Annotated in this window: 23 protein-coding genes; 1 reads left to right on the forward strand and 22 read right to left on the reverse strand. The window is 57.5% G+C overall.

The window, feature by feature from the left end:
• Nucleotides 1–122: 122 nt before the first annotated feature.
• The 3 genes from ACYJ11_RS18340 to ACYJ11_RS18350 form a co-directional block, all read right to left on the reverse strand.
• Entirely contained in the window at nt 123–668 is a 546-nt protein-coding gene (locus tag ACYJ11_RS18340) for a hypothetical protein (RefSeq protein ID WP_461648901.1), read from the reverse strand.
• Nucleotides 669–988: 320 nt separating this feature from the next.
• The gene (locus ACYJ11_RS18345; protein ID WP_461648902.1) at nt 989–1,600 is read right to left on the reverse strand and encodes a hypothetical protein; all 612 of its coding nucleotides are present in this window, start codon (nt 1,598–1,600) and stop codon (nt 989–991) included.
• Between the two features lie 192 nt (nt 1,601–1,792).
• Nucleotides 1,793–2,590: a hypothetical protein gene (locus tag ACYJ11_RS18350; protein ID WP_461648903.1), complete on the reverse strand. Its 798-nt coding sequence runs from the start codon at nt 2,588–2,590 to the stop codon at nt 1,793–1,795.
• Nucleotides 2,591–3,228: 638 nt separating this feature from the next.
• On the opposite strand from ACYJ11_RS18350, the gene ACYJ11_RS18355 reads away from it, so the two are divergent.
• Nucleotides 3,229–3,750, forward strand: coding sequence for an NTF2-like N-terminal transpeptidase domain-containing protein (locus tag ACYJ11_RS18355; protein ID WP_461648904.1), 522 nt, complete (start codon nt 3,229–3,231; stop codon nt 3,748–3,750).
• 1,302 nt (nt 3,751–5,052) lie between these two features.
• On the opposite strand, the gene ACYJ11_RS18360 is transcribed toward ACYJ11_RS18355, so the two are convergent.
• The 19 genes from ACYJ11_RS18360 to ACYJ11_RS18450 form a co-directional block, all read right to left on the reverse strand.
• The gene (locus ACYJ11_RS18360) at nt 5,053–5,850 is read right to left on the reverse strand and encodes a hypothetical protein (RefSeq protein WP_461648905.1); all 798 of its coding nucleotides are present in this window, start codon (nt 5,848–5,850) and stop codon (nt 5,053–5,055) included.
• 435 nt (nt 5,851–6,285) lie between these two features.
• Nucleotides 6,286–6,501 carry a hypothetical protein gene (locus ACYJ11_RS18365; protein WP_461648906.1) on the reverse strand — a complete coding sequence of 72 codons (216 nt, stop codon included), beginning with the start codon at nt 6,499–6,501 and terminating at the stop codon, nt 6,286–6,288.
• On the reverse strand, nt 6,494–6,697 hold the full coding sequence (locus ACYJ11_RS18370; RefSeq protein ID WP_064289149.1) for a hypothetical protein: 204 nt from the start codon (nt 6,695–6,697) through the stop codon (nt 6,494–6,496). Before ACYJ11_RS18370 ends, ACYJ11_RS18365 begins: the two co-directional genes overlap by 8 nt.
• Before the next feature lie 139 nt (nt 6,698–6,836).
• On the reverse strand, nt 6,837–7,241 hold the full coding sequence (locus tag ACYJ11_RS18375; RefSeq protein WP_064289150.1) for a hypothetical protein: 405 nt from the start codon (nt 7,239–7,241) through the stop codon (nt 6,837–6,839).
• 219 nt (nt 7,242–7,460) lie between these two features.
• Nucleotides 7,461–8,192, reverse strand: coding sequence for a ribonuclease HI family protein (locus ACYJ11_RS18380; RefSeq protein ID WP_461648907.1), 732 nt, complete (start codon nt 8,190–8,192; stop codon nt 7,461–7,463).
• A 22-nt stretch (nt 8,193–8,214) separates the two neighbouring features.
• Nucleotides 8,215–8,496, reverse strand: a complete 282-nt coding sequence (locus ACYJ11_RS18385) for a hypothetical protein (protein ID WP_064289152.1) — start codon at nt 8,494–8,496, stop codon at nt 8,215–8,217.
• Between the two features lie 63 nt (nt 8,497–8,559).
• Nucleotides 8,560–8,787, reverse strand: a complete 228-nt coding sequence (locus ACYJ11_RS18390) for a hypothetical protein (protein WP_064289153.1) — start codon at nt 8,785–8,787, stop codon at nt 8,560–8,562.
• A 36-nt stretch (nt 8,788–8,823) separates the two neighbouring features.
• Nucleotides 8,824–9,135, reverse strand: coding sequence for a hypothetical protein (locus ACYJ11_RS18395; protein WP_064289154.1), 312 nt, complete (start codon nt 9,133–9,135; stop codon nt 8,824–8,826).
• Between the two features lie 543 nt (nt 9,136–9,678).
• Nucleotides 9,679–10,617 (reverse strand): hypothetical protein, encoded by a 939-nt coding sequence (locus ACYJ11_RS18400; RefSeq protein ID WP_461648908.1) that lies wholly within the window; start codon nt 10,615–10,617, stop codon nt 9,679–9,681.
• A gap of 454 nt (nt 10,618–11,071) precedes the next feature.
• The gene (locus ACYJ11_RS18405) at nt 11,072–11,566 is read right to left on the reverse strand and encodes a hypothetical protein (RefSeq protein WP_461648909.1); all 495 of its coding nucleotides are present in this window, start codon (nt 11,564–11,566) and stop codon (nt 11,072–11,074) included.
• A gap of 55 nt (nt 11,567–11,621) precedes the next feature.
• The gene (locus ACYJ11_RS18410) at nt 11,622–12,164 is read right to left on the reverse strand and encodes a hypothetical protein (protein ID WP_461648910.1); all 543 of its coding nucleotides are present in this window, start codon (nt 12,162–12,164) and stop codon (nt 11,622–11,624) included.
• Nucleotides 12,165–12,231: 67 nt separating this feature from the next.
• Nucleotides 12,232–12,498, reverse strand: coding sequence for a hypothetical protein (locus ACYJ11_RS18415; RefSeq protein ID WP_461648911.1), 267 nt, complete (start codon nt 12,496–12,498; stop codon nt 12,232–12,234).
• A 148-nt stretch (nt 12,499–12,646) separates the two neighbouring features.
• The gene (locus ACYJ11_RS18420) at nt 12,647–13,363 is read right to left on the reverse strand and encodes a hypothetical protein (protein WP_461648912.1); all 717 of its coding nucleotides are present in this window, start codon (nt 13,361–13,363) and stop codon (nt 12,647–12,649) included.
• A gap of 300 nt (nt 13,364–13,663) precedes the next feature.
• The gene (locus ACYJ11_RS18425) at nt 13,664–14,002 is read right to left on the reverse strand and encodes a hypothetical protein (protein ID WP_461648913.1); all 339 of its coding nucleotides are present in this window, start codon (nt 14,000–14,002) and stop codon (nt 13,664–13,666) included.
• 77 nt (nt 14,003–14,079) lie between these two features.
• Complete coding sequence (locus tag ACYJ11_RS18430; protein ID WP_461648914.1) at nt 14,080–14,355, reverse strand: hypothetical protein; 276 nt, start codon at nt 14,353–14,355, stop codon at nt 14,080–14,082.
• Between the two features lie 19 nt (nt 14,356–14,374).
• Complete coding sequence (locus ACYJ11_RS18435) at nt 14,375–14,986, reverse strand: hypothetical protein (RefSeq protein WP_461648915.1); 612 nt, start codon at nt 14,984–14,986, stop codon at nt 14,375–14,377.
• Nucleotides 14,987–15,037: 51 nt separating this feature from the next.
• Nucleotides 15,038–15,313 (reverse strand): hypothetical protein, encoded by a 276-nt coding sequence (locus tag ACYJ11_RS18440; RefSeq protein WP_461648916.1) that lies wholly within the window; start codon nt 15,311–15,313, stop codon nt 15,038–15,040.
• Nucleotides 15,314–15,586: 273 nt separating this feature from the next.
• A complete protein-coding gene (locus tag ACYJ11_RS18445) occupies nt 15,587–16,651 on the reverse strand; it encodes a single stranded DNA-binding domain-containing protein (RefSeq protein ID WP_461648917.1) in 1,065 nt (354 codons plus the stop codon).
• Between the two features lie 2,084 nt (nt 16,652–18,735).
• Nucleotides 18,736–19,023: a hypothetical protein gene (locus tag ACYJ11_RS18450; protein ID WP_461648918.1), complete on the reverse strand. Its 288-nt coding sequence runs from the start codon at nt 19,021–19,023 to the stop codon at nt 18,736–18,738.
• Nucleotides 19,024–19,054 lie beyond the last annotated feature (31 nt).

The following is a 19,054-nucleotide window of genomic DNA, read 5'->3' on the forward strand; positions in this document are numbered from 1 at the left end:
CTTGACGTAGGCTGGTGGAAAGCATTCGCGGAGCTGTTTCGTTCGAATGTTAGCAGTAGGAGCAAACCCGTGTGCGGCCCGATATACCTCAACCGGTGCTTTGAGGACGCCAATATTGGTACTTAATTGGAGGTCATGCGAGGCGTGTCTCGGTCGAAGTGGTTGTAGAGTAGCTCCTCTGCACCTTCTCGCCATGACGGAGGGATAATGGATAGCACCGATTCGACGGTCGATACTGTGAGGTAGGTCAGCGTGAATGGGTGACGGAACCGAAGGCTGAAAGCCAGCATCCAGAATACGTCTAGCTGTGTTTCACCAAGAGCGGGAAGGAGATATAGCGTGCGGGTTTGAGTGTCCAGTCGGATGAGTGCCTTTGACGTTTCACCAACCCGCCAAGCCGTCACTTGCTCGGTCTTCCGATGATATTGGTACAGGGGAGAAAGCGGGAGCGTTGTCAGGATCGCTTCTCCGATCGAGATTGGAACCTGGTGGTTGAGGACATGCGGTCGTGTTCCGCACTCGCCCTCGTTGGTGGTCGTGTACTCCTTGAACACAGCGACGGAGTCGAGGGATTCGCCATTCCAGTTGTTGGCTGCGTTGAGCCGGTCTGCAACTGGCTGTTGAGAACTCTGTTCTAATAGACGGGGTTGAGAGGCTGTCGCACTCATTGCTATCGAGAATCTCGGTTGATGTTCGATGAACCGCACTCCGCGCATGTGACGGATTCGGTGTTCAGCGATTCAGTGTCCACCCCATCTAGCTTGCTGGTATCGGGGTCATAGACACGGGTTTCGGTACCACTCACTTCGTGCTCGAATGCGGTCTGGTTACCGCAGTCTTGGCATGTTGGCATCTGTGAATTCTTTTTTATCGACCGCGGGACGGTGTTTTCCGCGTTGACGAATGACGCAGCACATTGGTCAAGTGTCTGCTCGAACAATCCGGCAATATGATGCTGTAAGGGATTGGAATGACTGTCTAATCGTGGCTATTCCTCAGTAGGGCAGTCTGTGATACGGGGGGCAATCATGATTCCTTTTCCGTAGGCGACGAGAAGGAAAGGATCATCACCATGATCGTAGAGCGTGAACTCTTCTGCGTCATAGCTTGGACCGTTTGCCTGAGAGAGGTGCTTGATCGCTCTCGAAAGCTGTTCTTTGCTGATTCGTTTATTCCCATTCGGGAATGTTAACCGCCCGCCATTAATCGGGTCCCAAGACTCGAAATTGAACTTCGATGGGATGGAATATTCGCGACGGCTGGTTTCGATGAGGATGTCGATACTGTCTTTGACAAGCAAGAGGCAGTCGGTGGAGTCTAGACGCCCCGAAATTGAGAAATCTCCAATGGAGATTTCCGTCTCCTCTCGGAACTCGGGTTTCAGTCCGGGTGTGTCAGTGGATTGACCGGGAATCCCAGGAAGGGTGTGGCGGTTCTGCCAGAGGCCGTACTTCTCCCGAAGGTGCGCTTTAGCCTCGGCTTCGGTGTCATAATCCTCGAAGCAGCCAGTACAGCGATACGTCTCGATCTCGACGGTGAGCCAGTCGGGTTCCCTGAAGGTTTCGTCGGTACTGATGTGGCCGTCTCCGGAGATACGCATACTCTTCTCGGTCCTGACTGAAGCGATAACAGTAATCTCACAGTCGAACTGAGGCTGGACATCCTGTAGCGTCTGGACCGTTTGTTCGTCATCGGATTCTGGGGTGGAATCAGTGGTTCCACTCGGTTTGTTATGAGTTGACATAGGTTCAATTTCTCTGAATCAGTTCTCCACGTCTGATGTGGGACTAATTCAAGTAGAACTTCTCTGGGTACACTGGGAGGATAAAAATCTATTCTTAGGTGGAGTGTACTCGTCGACGAGGTCAATGGCGCGTTCGTGCTCCTCATCATCGAGGAGCAACTGGGGCGTCTGGATGACGACGTCCCAGTACTGAATCTGTTCGACGTACCACGCCAAGGCATCTTTCTCGTACCAGTTGGGGGCGTGGTACTCGAACTCACCAAGACGCGACTGAACAATGTGTTCAGCCGGGTTCAGGTGTTTCTCGAGATGATACATCACCGACTTCCGCCAGTGTGGTTCGGAACTGGGGACGTCGTCGTCTCTCGGGACGAGATTCGATTTGAGCGCCTCGCCCGATTCCGTGTTGACGATGGCGAACACCATCGGATGGTCCATCTCCCGAGCGTGCTGGGTATGCGACCCGCTCGTACGGCTGTACGTCTTCCGAATCTGGCCAGGGCCGGGACTGCGGCTGCCATCGCCGTACCGCCCGTAGATGTACGCACATGCCTCTTCCATCGTCCGGAAGGCTGCCCGTCCCTCGTCCATCCCACCTGCCCGGTGGTAGGTGTGGAAGACCGGCAGTTCGATTTCTTCGAGAAAGCAGTCCAACTTCTCGTCGATGTCGATGGACGGCTCGACGTTGTGGCTGACTTCAAAGTCTTCGATGATGTGATGCTGGCAGTCGTCACGGGGGCAGGCTCGCTCGACGTACCACGCGAGTACCGGGTGACCTTCGACTCGGCGTTCGACTAGCTCAACGTCGTCTTCGTGCTGCTTGTGGACGAATTTGTCTTGTCTCATGGATGCTCTCCGGGTGATGTAGTAAGGATGCTGGGTTCGGCTGCCTCTCTACCCATCTACCGCTCTGCTTGCAGAGGAGGGGCAAAAACCCACCACCAACCAGCTGTCGTTCACTCCATGGGCTAGTGACCGCCGCCGTTTCTCCGTCTGCTATCGCTGTAGTCGGTGTCTGGTTTTGCTTGATCAACCGCCCAGCCATGGTTCTCGTCACAGACGTATTTGAGATGACTCTGTCTGCGAAGACGTACCAGTCCGCACCGTCACCACAGTGGTCGTTTTTTTTGTGCTCATTGTTGGGACACGTCGTATTCAGAGAGTCTGTAATCGAGATCGACGCCTGATGGTGACGCTACGGCCGAGTTGTCCATACTGGACCATCGAATTGCCAGAAGTTGGTTCTATTCGTGGAACAACATCGCCAAGGCTGAGGGATTGCTGGCAACTATAGAGCGACGAGCGGGGCACAAGGCAGGAGTTGGCGTTTCTGTTGGTTGTTGAGGTAGTTTGCCCCGTGTCGATAGAGGAACGCCGTGAGCGGCGCGCTGTGGCCTCAGAGAAAGGCGGTATGTGGTCGGGGTGGAAGCAATCCACACCTCAGTTTATGTAGCCGGGGACAGAAATTGCTGGTGAGAACCAATATGCGACGGCGAGCGTACCTTGCGGGAGGTGTCGGGCTAGTCACTACGCTTGCGGGCTGCTCGATGATCCCCAAGATCGACCCGACGGACGAGAGTACCGACACGCCATCAGAAGAGACGCCAACCTTGGAGCCGACGTCGTCTCCTGAAGAAGACACCACTGCTGCAACTGAAAACAGAACGCCGCAGTGGGGAGAAGAGACTGTCTCTCTCGAGAACAATGAGCCGGAGGCTGTGGTGAGGACGTTCTACGAAGCGTTGTACGCTGGTGACTCGGACACGGCGAACAAACTTCTCCATAACGACAGCTCTGTCTCCAGGTACACTCAGGGCTCGCTGTCGAACCTTCGAAGCTACGAGTACGAAATCGAGGAAATGCAGCGTGTCGAAGACGAATCGGACGGGGCGTCGGTGACGCTGACGTTCACGCTTGTTCTGACCGACGCCGATGGGTCCGTACAACGGCGAGAAGAAAAGGTTGAACTGCGGTTGTCGGGAGATGACTGGAAAATTTGGGTGTAGTTCTAATCCGCTTTTAGAGATCGGTACTGTAGGCGGCGAGGGGCACCGGGCAGCGAGGGGCACCGGGAATTAGAATACTACGGCCACCGTTGTGATGGGGGGCACCAAGCAACGGAGGGCACCAGACGTGGAAGGTTGACGGGACTTGTTGTGTCAGAGGGAACCGGGCAGTAAAGGGCACCCGGAAACCGAGGTTCTACGGATTCTTGTGGCACAAGACATCAAAACATGAGAAAGGGCGAGCCTCAGTAGTAGTGGGCACTCGACGTCACCTATTGCACGGATCCAGGGGAACGGGCGTAAGTGGCCGGGTCTCTGATATCCAAGAGCCACGGGATACTGACCGAGGGGCCTCTAACGACGGGAAGGCGGCCTCGTTGTTTTAGGCCCTGTCGGGTAGCGGAGGGCACCGGGTGTTGAGGGGCACCGGGTGTTGAGGGGCACCGGGTGTTGAGGGGCACCGGGTGTTGAGGGGCACCGGGTGTTGAGGGGCACCGGACGTTGGACGGTGTCACGAAGGGCACCCCCCGAAAATTGCACTCCTTGGGAGATGTCCTTCCTCCCTACAAGAAGCGAAGGGCACCTCGCGTCGACGCGAGTTCGATAACCGCTTTTGCGGTGGGTCTGATTCAGCCGACTTACCTGGATACCTCTTATCCAGTGATACCGTAGGTTTTAGCGTCTCCTTGGCCATATGGCCCGGAAGCCGGGCATGGCCTTCGTTGTGGATACGGGACGTGTATGGCGTACGAATCGGTTTTCCTGCCCGATTCGGGCTGGGCGTAGCGTTGCATCCACTCCCTGTGAGGCTCAAGCAAGAGCTGGGTTCGATTTCGGTTTCTCCGCTTCGGCTTTGGCGGCCTCGAACGACTCGTGTTCTGTGACCTCCGCGGTAGAGTCGTCCTCGGTTGATGGGTTGGACTCCGAGCCCGTATAGGGCTACCCTTGTCGGGCGAGTGTATTCCGAATTTCTGTATCGGGTAAGCGTCGACGCGGGGCGTGAGCGCGTGGACCCCTGTGATTTGGAGTCGACGTGCCCAGTTGTGGCATGGTATGCGTGCGATGCTGAGAGAATGGCCTGCTGGGAGTCGAACCCAGCCGATCGACGATGGCGATTGTCCGCATCGTTGGCTGGCGTGAATCGTGAGGTCACGTTGAGATGCAGAGGGACGCTCGTCGATGGTTCCGTTGATTTTCAGACCGAATGGGCGTGGAGTGTTATGGAGCCCCCTCGTAGAACGCTACGTGGGACTCCGTGCACGACAGGTTTGACGGGCAGATATGGGGGTCTGCGTGTGACGTTCAGTCCGCGCTTGCTGGAACACCTCCAGTGCTCGCCGTCGCGGCGGTCTCGATTCCGTAGTCCTCTAGTTCACTCGCAGACAGGTGCGAGCGAAGCTCTTGGACCTGGGAATCTTGGAGATCGTCGGCGGTCATGTCGTCGTCGCCGTCGAGCAGGTGGCGTGAATACAGGATTTCGTCCTGTACATTGATGTCCACGAGCTGCTTGACGTGTCCAGCCTGACCAACGACCCAGGTGTTGGAGCCGCGAGAGTCCTGGATCTCGTTCATCCCACGGTGCGACCCGCAATTGAGGGTGACGACCGCATCGACCGAGGGGAACTGGTCGTAGTAGTCGTCGAACAGGAAGTGGTTCATTTTCGCGCCCGCTTTCGCCTTGGCGCGTTGGATGCGAGCGTTGCTGATCTTGCTCCATGGAAGTTCCGAGACATCGTCGAGGTCAGTGTCGACCTCGATCTCGCCTTCTTGACGCACAGCGGGGACGACCTCGTTTCCAGAGTCGTCAGTCTCCGCTTCGTCGTTGAGGAAGCCGATCCAGCCGAAGTATGCCGAATCGACCTCCGTATCGACTACCGTGTCCAGTTCAGTCTGGAGTTCGCGGCTTCCGCGCGTCAGGATTTTGTCGACGTCTGAACTGAGCATCGCTTCGATGCCGGTGATGCCTTTCACTGCCTGCTCAGCGACTGCCGCGTAGTCCTTGACGTACCTCTCAGCCTTGACGAGGCCAGTTGCGAGCACAAGGACGTTGATCGAATCGTTATCGTTACTACCGTTGTTGGGGTCTTCGTTGGAACTCATAGTTGTCACCTTGACAGCTAACTGCAATTCGCTTGAAGGGATGAACTTAGTTGATCGAGGCTTCACGACCTACCTCGAATCCCCCTCACCTCACATGGGGGATACAAAACTACCTCTTCTCCGACCCTTCCACACGGACCGGAACCGGATCCAAGCTGATTGACCGTCCAATTCTCCCATCGACTGCTGTAGCGCGCTGATGAAATAAGAGTGAACAGGAATCATCTGGATCTGGAAGGGGTTGACGCTTCTGGACCCACTACAGATTCGCTGGCCGAAGTGCGCTTTGAGTGGATCTTACCCCACTCCACTGGGAGTTACAAACTCTTCAATCTCTTCCCACCATGTGAGCTACGCATCGGAGCAGGAGGGGGACAAGTCGAGTCTTACCTAACAGACGAAACTTACTTCTGAATGTTAGGTAAGACTCTTCGGTTAGAGTTCAGTCGCCTGCATCTGCTTGTGTGCGTCGGAATTGACCACCGGAATGACGCCTTCGATATCCTCCTTACCGTACTCTTCACGAATCAGGTCATGGATGTCGTTCGCGAGAGCAACGGCCTCGTCTTGCTTGTTGGAACTCGCCTCGTTCTCGGAAAAATCTGCTGGCCCGACGCCCTCAACGACGATGAACAGGTGGTCGTCACTCATTTTCGACCTCCTCAACAAGCAGCGTCGTTTCGGGCAGGTCGTCGCGAGAGGTCGACAGGAACTCGGAGGTCTCCAGCGTTTCCTCGATCAGCTCGACCAGTTCCTCCGAGGCGTCGCCAAAGTGAACGATGGCGTCGGGATCGGGGTAGTTGTTGTACTGCTGTGCAGCCGTCTTGTCCGTCTTGTTCTTACTCATAATCGGTCGGCGGCACGCCCTCAGTGGGACGCCCCTCGCCCCAATGGGGCATAGAAATCACGCGATAGCGCGCTGTTCAGTATCCGGTCTGATTGTTTCAGTTTCAGGGATCATCTGAATAAAGAAATTGCGCTACCAATTACTGATAAGCACGGCTTTTGACCTCTTCGATGGCGTCATCGAGGGTATCGAAGGTATTGACGTGTTTTCGTGAATTTGTAAACGATGAATCATCAAGATAAAGTTCTGTTTTGCCTGTCGGTTTTAAGTAGTCTGCTGGAACAACGGTCAGTTCCATATGGCTCGACCGATGAGAGATGTTAATCGTCTCGTACAGCCCATCTTCGGACGATTGCGAGAGATTGAAGCGTGCCGTCCAGTGAGCATTGAACTCATTCGATAGCCGGTGGATGTCGACGACGTCCGAGAGTGTCGTTTCCGTTTTGACGTCTTCGAGAGCGATAGGGGCTTCATCTGCGCCAGCAGTTTTGATGTCGGAACTGTCGGAAACGGCGTTAATGACCGTTGCGATAAGTGCAATCATTTTGTCCCCTCTGCCCCAAGTGGGGGCTAAAAACAGTCCTGGCAGTGCGATAGAGGCATCCTGAGTGTGAGCGGGCAGAGTAGGACATTATGTCCTCTGGCGCAGCCGAGCGACTGGCAGGAGCGAGGAGGGGAGGAGGGGAGGGCGGAGGCCGACCCTCCGGGCTCGGGGGAGGGCATTATCGTCTAAATACGAGTGCGTAGGCAGATCTCTACATGGTTACGGTTCACAGGCGTCAAGCGCTCGGTTCGCCAGCGAATCAGCCGCTCGATTGTCGTTGCGACTGACATGCTCGAACTCAACGTTTGTGAAGGCAGAGAGTTGGTCGTGGATAGTGTCGCGTAACTGGCCTAACTTCTCGTTTGCGTTCCACTCTCCAGTGACTTGCTTGATGATGAGCTGGGAGTCTCCGCGAAGGGTTAGCGAAGAGACGCTGTTTTCAGAAGCAAGTTCAAGTGCAGCTTCTAGCGCTCGGTACTCGGCGACGTTGTTCGTCGTTGTTCCGATCGTCTTGTGAGTACTGTCGATACGGTTGCCGTCTCGCGTGAGGGTCGCACCAACGGCAGCTGGTCCAGGATTACCGCGAGAAGCGCCGTCGAATGTAGCGACCCACTCGACATCGTCAGAGGTGTCGACTGGCTTGCTGTGTTGAGTGAGTCCCGCGCGAATCGTCGAAGCGAGGTCCTCAAGCCGTTTGATTTGGAAACCAGCACGCTTGTTGGCTCTGGTGATACTGTCCAGAGCGCTCTGAGCAGCGGCGACTTTGATAGAGATGTGCACTCCCACAAGCTCGGTAGAGCCGGTAAAGGCGTCTCCGACTTCTGTGGAAGAGATGACCTGTGTTCCGGCTGCTTGAAGGAGCGGTGCGAGGCCTGAGTCATTCAGCAATGCGTCAGCAGCGACGAGTGCCTGGATATCCGCTCCGTCCACAGTGAAGATAATTCGTGTCATAGTGTGCTAAGGGATGTATACGTTATGAGAAGATGCCGTCGTTAGTTGTACATGAGATGGTGTTGAAACGGTTCTCAGCGTATTCGTGGTCAGGGACGGCACGAACATCAGGGATGCGGACGAGTTTATCACAGTCCTCACATTTGAAGGCAAGCTCTTCATCGACGCTTCCGTAGACGACTTTTTGGGGCTCGACTCGGATGACAGTGTGGCCGTTGACCTGAACAGGCCACTTGTCGCTATCATGGTCCGACTCGGTACTGGTGGCGAAGCGACTGAGCGTGCTGCGTTGACTCTCGGACATCGTTTTGTACTCCTCTACCCAAATGGGGGGATAGAAACTACCGTGTAGGGCGGTGTGGTGCGGTTACTCGTCGATGCGGCGAACCTCGGCAGTGATGCCGAGATCAGGAATCTGGTTGTCGTAGGCAGTTACGCTCGCGTTGAAGCCGTTGCTAAACGTCTCGTTGAGCGACCCCAGTTTGTCGCCATCGGCGTCAATTATGACGACCTCAAAGGTACCGTGCTCAGCGCTCTGACGAGCGTGCGCTCGCGCTTCGGGGTCATGTGGTGCTGGTGCTGGGTCGATACACATACACCTCATATAGAACTGGGAGTTAGAAACTCCCGATCAGAGGCCGCGCGTATCGTTCAGTCTGACGGCTCTGAATGTCCCGCCGTTTTCCTCTTCGTGACGTTCTGCGTTGGCTTCAGCGGCTCGTTGCGACCGGAATCCACGAGCAACGACGCGGAACGGGACTACGACGTGGTCTTCAGCTGGTCCCAGTTCGGGATGCCACTCCTTGCGCTCACTGGGAAAGCTGCGGTTGAGGTCGACAACACCGTATTCGTCGAACACTTCTCCGCTCGGGAGTGCCGCGTTCTGTTTGTCGCCTTCTGGCGTGCAGTCGACTGGACTGTCATTGTCGGTGGTTGAATTCATTTTTTGAATCTCTCACCTGTTGGTGAGGGGTAAAAATATCGTGTCAGGCAGTCACAGGATTGCACTCCGGCGAAGCCGAGCGACCGGGTAGGGAGCGAGGAGGGGAGGAGGGGAGGGCGGAGGCCGACCCTCCGGGCTCGGGGGAGGGCAATTCGGTCGCCGAAATGCTGAGGATGTCGGCGCTGGTGCAGCGGTCAGCTCACCACTTCTGCTTCCGACCCGTGTCTATCGGTGAAGCGGTGTGAGACATCTGCTGCGCCCCGTCGGGTATCGAACGGATGTCACTGACGGCTCCGCAGGAGCATCGGAACTTGGTATCGGAAATTGGTTCGTCGTAGGTGTGCGTGTGGTTGCTCGCCATTTTGAAACGCCTCTGCCCCAGTAGGGTGATAAAAACTCTTGGAGTGGTATAGTGAGCAGCCAGGTGAGAATCGAAGTCAAACTGTCGATGAGGACCGCGCCTTATGGCGCGGTGGAACGCGACCCGACTGGGTCGCATCGCTCCGTCCCGGTAGCAAAAAAAGCCTGCGTCGAACGTCCTGCTCAGTCCCCGCTCACCGGCTGACCGACCACGGCTTCCGCTTCGGCAGCAGTGACCTCATCGCGATCGGGCATAGCATTCGGCTCGACAGCCGGCTCCTTTGCTTCTTCTTCAGCCTCAACGCTGAGACCCATGTACTCCAGATCTTCATCAGAGTAGGTTTCACGCAGGTGCGTCTCTTGAGTCTCGGTGAGTTCGTCGGCCTCGACCTTGCCCGTCTCCAACAAGTACCGCGCCCAGTCGATGATCTGGTCGCCGTCCTTGTTGCAGGAGACCTCAAGCACGCTGCCGGAGCACTCTGAGGGGTACTTCACGAAGGGATTGATGCCACGGGCTGCCTCAACTGCTGCGATTCCGCGGTTCGTCCCATCGTTGAGGAAGATTGCCTCGCTCACCGTCGGGACCGAATCGAAGTAGTCGTTGTAGAGACGCTCGTCTGTCTTGCCGCGGGCACGCGCCTTCGCACGGTTGATGCGGTCCTGGCTAAGGAGCTCGTAGTCGATTTCTTCCCGGTCCTCCCGGTCATGGAGGTTGAACCCATCCGCGTCGACGTCGTCGTACTTTTCAGCCATCAGTTGGCCGACCGGCTTCTCATCCTCCTGCATCACCCCCTTTGCGAGGACGTTGCCTTCGGAGTCAGTCTCGTCAGTGTCGTCGAGGAGTCGCCGCCAGTCGATCCCATAGTACTGCACGTCCGGAAGCGCCTCGCCTTCCATCCGATTCTGCAGGACCTGACAGAGCTCATAGTTCTCGCGAACGACCACGGTGTCGACACGGCGACCGTTGATACCCGCAATCGACTTTATGGCCTTCTCTGCCCTGTCTGCCAGTGCTTCCACGTTTGGAACGTACCGGGAGTTACCGGTGAGACCGAGGGCCGCGACGAGGACGTTGAGTTCGTTGCCGTTGCTACCGTTCTGAGTGTCGTCAGTTGCGCTCATTGGTATTCACTCTAGTTGAAGGGACGTTCGACGCTCGCACTCTGCATCTCGCCCCTCACCCACATCGGGGTATATAAACCCACGAATGCGCTTGAGGAACGAAGACTGCTCGCGGCCACCCAGACCCGGACGCACCTCAGAGGTCTGTGCACACCGCGCATCTCGATTACTCCCTTCACCCAATTTGGGGATTATAAACCTCCCTGCGGCGGGCAGGCCACCACGCGGGCGAACGGAACTCGAGATGAAGAGTGTCGTCTGCATTTTGGAACGATTCCTCTCACCCAGAATGGGGAGTAAAAACACCCGTGCGGAGCTGTCGCGGTGACAGCCACGGCTGTCCTAAGAGGAGCGAACATCGGTTCGCGTTTGTCGTCCCACATTGCCAACCCTTCACCAAACTCGGAGGACAGAAACCCACCGCCACCCCCCTCCAGTCAGCGTGAGCTACGCTTCACCCCAACAGAACAGTATCCCTCCGGCGCAGCCGAGCGAACACTTGGAGCGAGGAGGGGAGGAGGGGCGGGCGGCGGCCCGCCCTCTCCGGGCGCGGGGGAGGGCCACTGAGCGAAAGCGCGTGCCGCTGCGGGGGAGCGGCCTGTCCGTAGTCTGGGTCTTCGGGGTCGAGATACTCGCTGACGACGTGGTACTCGTCGCCGCCCTGTTGCTGTCCTGCTTCTGTGGTTGCGTAGGCGTACGCCTCCCGGAATGACTTCGGGCTACTGTCCTCGTCGACGGCGGCCATAAATCGGACGCCGCCGAAGGTGCCAGCGCGCCCCTCCCCGTTGAAGAGTTCGATGAACACGGTCTCGAGCGTTTCGACGACACCGCCGTCGCGGATTAACTGGACGGTGCCGATAGCCCAGCCAGATCGAGACTCGATGTTCTCGATTTCTTCGTCTGTGAGCATACTCTGGATTTCCTCGGGGACTTCGAATTCACTTTCCATAGTGCATCACTCAACTGGGTCGGTAGAAACCCCCAGTGGCGGTCGGAATGGGGCGTTAGGCGTCGTAGTGGTAGACCTCGTGCGAGACGCCGTGGGATTCGCAGGCGTCCATCATATGCTGGGTGCCGTTCGACTGTCCGTCCCAGATGGCCAATCCGGTTCCGCTGTGCTGTGCGGTGACCTCTGCCATCAGGCAGTTCCGGTAGAGGTAGGCCCCCTTCCCCGAACGGGGGTCGTCTGAATCGCCCTGGTAGGACGCAACCGTCTCGACGGAGTATGGTGCGTCACTCAAGCCAGCCCGGAGGTCGTGGCGGGTAGCGGGCTTTCCCACGTTGAAGACGATGACGGGAACGCCCAACTTCACGCCGACGGCTTCGGCTACGTCATCTGCACCATCCGCGCCACCGCTGATGATCGCGTCGAACACCAGCTCGCGGTCCTCGATCTCGTCGATGACCTCCTCGGCAAGGTCGACTGCCCGCCCCCGCTGGGCGTACGAACGGCTGCCGAAGATGACGAGGAGGCTGTCATCGTTGCTAATCGGGAGCTGGCCGTCGAACGAGACATCGATGCCGGATGAACTACAGTAGCAGGACATATCGAGCAACCCTCGCTGGTTGTGGGGGCGTAGAAACCCTCTGTTAGCAAAAAGGGAGTGATGGTGGCTACTCGCTGAGGTCGCGCTCGGGGCCGGTTTCGTGGACTCGGTGACCGGCGAAGCACTTGTAGGTTTCACGCTCTTTGTGGCCGATGCGGTAGCCAGCGTCGTCGTATATATCGTTGTGTTCGGTTCCAGTGTATGCAAGTGGCTTGGAACAGTGGTCGTGTGGGCAGTTGAATCTGGTAAGGCTGATGTTCGGGTAGCGAAGGAGCTTCTGGATGCTTTCTGGGACCGGCACGTCAAGGTCTGCGGCGGTGGGAACTGCGTTCATTGATTATATCCTCTATCGCTCCGTGGGGAGGTAGAAACTCTCACGGTGCGTTCTTTGTCTATGACTCGATTCTCGTTGTCCGCTAATCAAGTTTTGTGCCTCCAGCGCCCTCCTTGGCTGTGAGTTCAGTGGCCTGCTGTGACTGACGTTATGCGAGGGCGTCTGTAGAGGTCGGAGCTGCGACGTTGAAGACACAAGTCGCGTTGAAGGCCCGGATATCTTTGATTGGAGTGGCTTGTGGGCTCCATAGCGGGACGCTATCGAGTCGGTCGAGGACGTTTCGGATAGCTTGAGCACCGTCCTCTGCTGTGCTGACACCGAGGTGTGTGTAGGGGTCGAACATATCTTGTCCGTCGACGAAGCCGATGACGTGGCTGGCGTCGTCGAAATTTGGATAGCCTCTCAGATCCTCTCTTGGCGGAACTTCGTTGTCGTCCCATTCGTACCACCGTTCGACTTTTTTCGGGTGCGGATTGTCGGTGTCGTCAGTTGATTCACGGTAGTCTATACAGTCGAGGTCTGCGGCTGAGACTGTCTCGTCAGAGTCGCTTTCTATTTTATAGACATAAACTGTGTCGGGACCGTGTTTGATGAACTCGCTGCGAGGTCCGCAGGGCCGTCCGTAGTAGCTGGCCATTGGGGCGAGTTGGAACGGGTCAGTTGAATCGACGGTTGATGGGAGCGGAACTTCGCAGGCGTTCCGGTCACCCCAGTGGAACTCAACGGTCCTGTTCTCACCGACCAGACGTCCTTTATCGCCGGTTCGCTGTACAGATCGGATTCCGTCGTCTGCCTGTACAAGCGGTATCTTACCGAGATATGCTGGCGCGACATTGTCGTCGAAGGTCATGATAGAGTAGTACATGGTTCTTATCGTCGTTTGCCGCCTTCTACTCGGGTAGAGGAGTAGAAACTGGTTGTGCTATTGGTTGGTTGTAGAGGATTCATATAACTGGGGGTGCCCTCCGGCGCAGCCGAGCGCGGTCAATCAGGACCGCGCGAGGAGGGGAGGAGGGGAGGGCGGAGGCCGACCCTCCGGGCACGGGGGAGGGCACTATCGCCTAAAAGCGAGTACACTGCTAGATGATGGATATGAAGATGCAGAGAGTAAGGAACCCTGAGAGGAAGAATAGACAGCCAGCTAGGGGGTATCCGTAGATGGGGCTCATTGGAGATCGGCCTCCGTCTCGATTCGGATGTTCTGTGGAGGTGCCTCGCGTGGTTCATCCCAATTGGGGCGGGTGATGACGAGGTGCCCGTTTTTGTATGGGCTGTTCTCTTGGTTGATGCGTGTGATCAGCTCGACTTCAATGTCTTCGCCGAGCGCGGTGTAGATGGGGCGGAACACGCCATCATTCCGCTCGGACTTGTCGCTAATTCGTTTGACATCGCTCCCACACCGACTGTCGAAGTCGAAGTCCGACCCGATGTTTATTGGGCCGGTCTGAACGTCTGAAATGTCGGACTCTGTTGGGTCAACCTGCTCTGGCTGTGACTGACTCATTTCTGACACTCCTCACCTCTGGAGGGGGTGTAGAAACAAATGTTCGCTTAGTTATAATAGTTGGATAATGATCACGCCTACTTCTCTGTATTGCGATAGTCGTCAATGCTGAGGTTATAAGCTCGGTGAGCGGCGTCTGCGGCGTTCCCGAAGTGCGCTCGGAGCTCCTTGAAGTTACTGTAGCCTGATGCGCTACAACCGAGAACAGGGCACTTGTCGGGGACTGGGACGTGTTTAGTCTCGTACTTTGAGCGGTTCTGCTCGCGAAGGGCGCTTGGTGAGGTGATTTCACCGAGTCCGTCAATAGATATCGTACCGTGCTCGTCGTCGGTTGGCTGTGAGTCCGATGTCATTATTATGGGAGTGAGAGGGCTATGAATGCAGCGTGCCCAGCGCCTCGTTGACTGCCTGCTGTACTTGATGTTCAGATAGGTCGTTCTCGTACGATTCTCGCATCACTGTCTTCTTGATTCGGTCTTGGGCATCACCGGTTGCTGCGTGGGAGTCGGCTTGCTTCTGTGTCCGGACTGACTGGAGAATGAGGCCGGTTAGCGGAATGATAACGCGCTTTTGGTCGGACCAGTTATCGCCTTCGATGTGACCATCGGAATTGAGTTGTTCCTGCCAGTACTGCTCTCGAAGGTCGCTTTCTGACAAGTGGTAGTCTGAGATGGTCTGGTCCAGGTTTTGAACTGCATTCGGTTCACCAAACCACGCTGGGTACTTGCTAGCGACAGCGTCGATGACGACATTGACGACGTCAAACTCGGAGAGAGTGGAGGGTGCAGACTCGCTGCCGGCTTGGATTGCGGCGTTGTCGATTGACGCACCGAGGTAGGAGAGTAGTCGGTCAACCTGACAGCGACTACCCCGATGCATGAAGTCGGTGAATTGCTTGTAGACGGAGTAGTCTATTTCACTCTGAAGTCGTTTCGGGGTGATTGTCTGGAGGTTCGTCTTTTGAATCGTCGGAATGCGCGTCATAACTGATAACCCTCTGCCTCCGTTGGGAGCTACAAACCCACCTTCGGAATGTTATCTACGGCCCGCATTGAAGCGGTTCTCGCAATGACGGCAGTACCACGTCTTGAGCTGGCCCCAGTCACCGCTGCCGGTGACATCTCGAAGACCAGCTGGTCCCATCCCGCATTCTGGACAGGATGGATCTTCGTCGAATTTGGCAATACGATTGTCGGCCCATTCACTAGGATCGCTGAGGCACGCTGGGGCGCTGTCTACAATGGTCTGGTACTGCTCTTCGGTGTACGTCTGTTTGTCGGGGTTCACCGTGCTGTGTTCGCTTCTGGACATCTGATTTTAGCCTCTACCGCAATAGGGGGATAAAAATCTCTGTCGCTAGCTGAGAGTCAGTTCGATGGAGGCAGATTGAAGCGTTAGTCCCTCCGGCGAAGCCGAGCGACCGGGTAGGGAGCGAGGAGGGGAGGAGGGGAGGGCGGAGGCCGACCCTCCGGGCTCGGGGGAGGGCGCTGTAGCGTGCGGACGACACCCTGTGCAAGCAAGAAGGCGATAGCCCGCCAACTAACCAGTGTGCTACGCACTGGGCAAAAAAGGGGCGATGCAACTCTACTCGTCCGTGGAGCCCATTTCGTGCTGGTTCGCCCATGAGTGAGCGCGAGAGTCTACATCCCACGGAGCCTGTCGGGGCTCGTCACTCATCCTCTTCTGACGAGGAGCCGGCCCGTCTCCCTGCTCCAAGTGGATGATTCGCGCTTCGGAATCAATGGCAATGGACGTTTCCCACTTACCGCTGCGCTGGTAGGCGTTAACCTTCCCACGTTCGACACGCACTTTGTCTCCCTCGTGGAGCGTCGGTTTCTGTCCAGCCTTCTGCCACACGGTTATTTTGATGGATTCATTCGATTCGTCTGAAATCAGTCCGACCTGACGCTGACCTGCCCCTCTCGGAGACCACAGGACGTCAATCGTCCCTTCGATGGTGGTTGCGTACTGATTGAACGGGTCGATAGACGCGATGGGCTGCTTCACTTCGGGCAACTGCTCGATGCTATCCTTGAGATTTAGAGCTGCCGACGCCGGGTTCTGACCCTCGGTCACGCGCTGGGCCAGCAGTTTGCCCATTGATGCACTCCCCATCGCCGTCTCATGCTTGAATCGGTCCGCCAACTGCTTCGCGCCCTGATTGACTGACGCTACTTCATCCTGTGACAGCTCCGTCCACGGGTTCTCGGATTGACCCTCCACCTCTGGCGTTTCGTCGAGTGTCGTCTCCTGGTAGTAGGTATCTGAGGTAACCTCCCCGCGACACGCCTGAGCGCGGTCGTGCTCTGCCGCCTCGGCTCGGTGTGCAGTCTCGTACTGGTGCTTGAGCTCCTCCTGTTCGCCATTGATGCGCTCGATGACCTCCGTGGTCATATCCTGACGGTCCGGGTCAACGCTCTCGGTGGGACGCTTGTCAACTCCGTGTTCGATGGCTTGTTCGCGCTCCCAGCCAACGCGCATCTCGTAGCCCTCAAGCGTCCGAGCACCCTCAACGATTTCGCTCGCGTCCTCAACCATATCGCCGAGAGGCATCGATTGGAACGTTGGCGTCTGGTACTCCAGCGTGTGTGCATCGTGATGATTAGCTTCCAGTGCGCCGCTGTCGGTGGCATCGATGTTGTCGTGCATAACTAACACTCCGAGTCCACGAGGGGCGTCACGCGAGCCCCCCTTCGGCCTCGAAGGGGGATAAAAAACAACGCGCGGAACGTTCTACGTCCGTCCGCGAGATGGACGAGAACGTCCAACCGACCGCCGATGGCCGGTACGACCCGTGTGGGCTCACCTACCCCTATGATTTCAAACCCCCCCAAAAGTTGGAAGGAACTGTGCGCCTTGGCCGGGGAGCGCGCCGATATCGATGGAAGGGACCCACGAGAACCTACCGGATTCGAGTGGGTAGGGTCCGTCGATATCGAGGACGTGCTCACCGCCATAAGCTGGAAGGGAACTGTCGGGTCCCCGTCGACGTGGTCGATTCCAATCGGAAGGGACCCGCGAAGCGGGTAGGGTCCGGCCGGAATCGGCCACGGTCGGCGTGGGGACGCGGCAGTTCCAACCGGCAAGTGGCTCCCCAAGGCGTGCAGTCGATAGCCGACAAGTGGGGGGGTTGGTTTGCACTTAAGCGTTCCTTCCGACACGGCGAGGAGCGCTGAGACGGGTGATTCAATCGGAAGGGACCCGCGAAGCGGGTAGGGTCCGGCAGAATCACCCGTGTCAGTGCCCACAGGTTGTCGGAACGGCGGTGCTCGCGGCTGGGTGATTGCCGCGAGCGCCGTCGTGTTCCGGGGCGGGCCGACAGCAATGCTGCTAAACGCGCGTGAGGAACGCGCGCGTCGTGGGTCTGTCGGCCCGGCGCGGAACGGTGGGCGCTTAAGTGCAAAGAAATTGATGTGGCTCCGCTGATTCCGGCGGTCGGCCCCCACCGCCGGAACGCCGCCCGGTACGTGCCCTGGTCGCCGAGCCGCCGGAAGCACGAACCCGTCAAATCCGGTCGATTCACAATGTGAGCCAGCCGCGCACGGTCGATTTCGGGAGAAGGGACCCGCGCGTGGTTTGCGCGGGTAGTGTCTGCCGAGATCGAGAGCCGTGCGCGGGTGGGCGAACGCCGATGAATCGGGCGGATATGGTCGGGCGGAGGAATGAGCCGTCGGCCTCGAACGGGTGATTCGTAGAGCGAGCGTAGCCTCTGAGCCGGTCGATTCCCAACAGGAATCGTGAGCCGGCTCAGAGCCGCTCGCTGTTCGAATCGCGCGCTGAGTACGAGCGACGGCGAGAACGGTGGCTGAACCGGTCGATTCCGGGAGAAGGGACCCGCGTGCGGTTTGCGCGGGTAGTGTCTGGCGGAATCGTGACCCGGTCCGGTTCAGCCAACCGTTCCGAAGTGACGGAGGGGAGCGAAGCGACCGACGCGGTTCCGGTGGGGTCGGCGTTCCATGGGCGCGTTCCCGGCGGCGTCCCGACCCGTCGGGTTGGTCATAGAGCCGCCCGATATCCGGTGGATGGGACCCGCCCGGTGGGGCGGGTAGGGTCCGCCGGATATCGCTGGTGGCTCAGCGTTCCAACGCGGCGGGTGCGTGGCGCTGCTACGTCAGCGCCAACGCAAGGGAGCAGACGGAGTGAGGAAACCTGGTCGTAGCACGACTCGATGGGACTGAAGGCCGTCGGAGACGGGTTATGAGCGGTGTCCCGAGCCGGCGGAGGTCGGTGGAAAGGACCCGCGCGAGGCTTGCGAGCGCGGGCAGGTTCCGCCGACATCCGGTGGGTTCGGGGCCGCGCAATTCCCGTCTTTGGCGGTCGAAGGAGACATCGACTCTCGGGGGTTGACTCCTGAGCCGTGCGCGTCCGGCGAAAGCTACGCGATTCGCCGGAGGCGTGCGGGTTCAGGTGTCCAACGCGCGTAGAGCAGTGTCCCGGAAATCAGCCGCCGGTACCCTTGCACGGCCAAATCACCCACATGAGAGCGACCGACTATCTCTGATCGTCGTGTCGCTTCTCGATTCTAACCGTGCGCGAAGGACGCGCGCGTCGTCGTTGGCGGAGCTGGACAGAGTGGTAGTGGGTGGGAATGAAAGGGGCTCGCGTTGTCGCGCTTGCTTGGTTGCTTCAACGACCCCTATCCGGACCGAGCCGGCGCGTGAGGTCCGGATATGTCGTTGAGCGGCTGCGACAACGCGAGGGGCTTTCGAGGTGGTGTCAGAGATGGCAGTCGTTTATTCCGGACCGCCTTGTATGATATACACGTCGTTGTCGAGATTCGTCCCATCTGAGCCCACCAGATCGTCGATGATGTTATACCCATCGACTCTATCTTCCTCAAAGACTCGTACTCGGCAGGTCATTATATCGGCTGCTACATTGTCAGGATTACCCGTGAATTTGATGAGTTCAGTGTCGTCTCGAGAGTCGAAGTAGCCTCGTATTGTTGACTTCACTTCTTTCTCCTTGCCCGGCTCATCAAGATCTCCATCGAATCCGAAGTTGTAGCTAAATATTCTCATACGGGTCACTTCTCTGGGCCGGATAAAAACT

It is taken from the genome of Haloarcula sp. H-GB5, assembly GCF_054850705.1.

What these genes read in the sequence shown, in the direction of transcription:
- ACYJ11_RS18375 (WP_064289150.1), bottom strand. Translation starts at nt 7,241, where the DNA reads ATGATTGCACTTATCGCAACGGTCATTAACGCCGTTTCCGACAGTTCC.
- ACYJ11_RS18445 (WP_461648917.1), bottom strand. Translation starts at nt 16,651, where the DNA reads ATGCACGACAACATCGATGCCACCGACAGCGGCGCACTGGAAGCTAAT.
- ACYJ11_RS18425 (WP_461648913.1), bottom strand. Translation starts at nt 14,002, where the DNA reads ATGAGTCAGTCACAGCCAGAGCAGGTTGACCCAACAGAGTCCGACATT.
- ACYJ11_RS18365 (WP_461648906.1), bottom strand. Translation starts at nt 6,501, where the DNA reads ATGAGTGACGACCACCTGTTCATCGTCGTTGAGGGCGTCGGGCCAGCA.
- ACYJ11_RS18340 (WP_461648901.1), bottom strand. Translation starts at nt 668, where the DNA reads ATGAGTGCGACAGCCTCTCAACCCCGTCTATTAGAACAGAGTTCTCAA.
- ACYJ11_RS18380 (WP_461648907.1), bottom strand. Translation starts at nt 8,192, where the DNA reads ATGACACGAATTATCTTCACTGTGGACGGAGCGGATATCCAGGCACTC.
- ACYJ11_RS18420 (WP_461648912.1), bottom strand. Translation starts at nt 13,363, where the DNA reads ATGTACTACTCTATCATGACCTTCGACGACAATGTCGCGCCAGCATAT.
- ACYJ11_RS18450 (WP_461648918.1), bottom strand. Translation starts at nt 19,023, where the DNA reads ATGAGAATATTTAGCTACAACTTCGGATTCGATGGAGATCTTGATGAG.
- ACYJ11_RS18440 (WP_461648916.1), bottom strand. Translation starts at nt 15,313, where the DNA reads ATGTCCAGAAGCGAACACAGCACGGTGAACCCCGACAAACAGACGTAC.
- ACYJ11_RS18345 (WP_461648902.1), bottom strand. Translation starts at nt 1,600, where the DNA reads ATGCGTATCTCCGGAGACGGCCACATCAGTACCGACGAAACCTTCAGG.
- ACYJ11_RS18400 (WP_461648908.1), bottom strand. Translation starts at nt 10,617, where the DNA reads ATGAGCGCAACTGACGACACTCAGAACGGTAGCAACGGCAACGAACTC.
- ACYJ11_RS18410 (WP_461648910.1), bottom strand. Translation starts at nt 12,164, where the DNA reads ATGTCCTGCTACTGTAGTTCATCCGGCATCGATGTCTCGTTCGACGGC.
- ACYJ11_RS18390 (WP_064289153.1), bottom strand. Translation starts at nt 8,787, where the DNA reads ATGTGTATCGACCCAGCACCAGCACCACATGACCCCGAAGCGCGAGCG.
- ACYJ11_RS18355 (WP_461648904.1), top strand. Translation starts at nt 3,229, where the DNA reads ATGCGACGGCGAGCGTACCTTGCGGGAGGTGTCGGGCTAGTCACTACG.
- ACYJ11_RS18405 (WP_461648909.1), bottom strand. Translation starts at nt 11,566, where the DNA reads ATGGAAAGTGAATTCGAAGTCCCCGAGGAAATCCAGAGTATGCTCACA.
- ACYJ11_RS18430 (WP_461648914.1), bottom strand. Translation starts at nt 14,355, where the DNA reads ATGACATCGGACTCACAGCCAACCGACGACGAGCACGGTACGATATCT.
- ACYJ11_RS18370 (WP_064289149.1), bottom strand. Translation starts at nt 6,697, where the DNA reads ATGAGTAAGAACAAGACGGACAAGACGGCTGCACAGCAGTACAACAAC.
- ACYJ11_RS18395 (WP_064289154.1), bottom strand. Translation starts at nt 9,135, where the DNA reads ATGAATTCAACCACCGACAATGACAGTCCAGTCGACTGCACGCCAGAA.
- ACYJ11_RS18350 (WP_461648903.1), bottom strand. Translation starts at nt 2,590, where the DNA reads ATGAGACAAGACAAATTCGTCCACAAGCAGCACGAAGACGACGTTGAG.
- ACYJ11_RS18415 (WP_461648911.1), bottom strand. Translation starts at nt 12,498, where the DNA reads ATGAACGCAGTTCCCACCGCCGCAGACCTTGACGTGCCGGTCCCAGAA.
- ACYJ11_RS18385 (WP_064289152.1), bottom strand. Translation starts at nt 8,496, where the DNA reads ATGTCCGAGAGTCAACGCAGCACGCTCAGTCGCTTCGCCACCAGTACC.
- ACYJ11_RS18360 (WP_461648905.1), bottom strand. Translation starts at nt 5,850, where the DNA reads ATGAGTTCCAACGAAGACCCCAACAACGGTAGTAACGATAACGATTCG.
- ACYJ11_RS18435 (WP_461648915.1), bottom strand. Translation starts at nt 14,986, where the DNA reads ATGACGCGCATTCCGACGATTCAAAAGACGAACCTCCAGACAATCACC.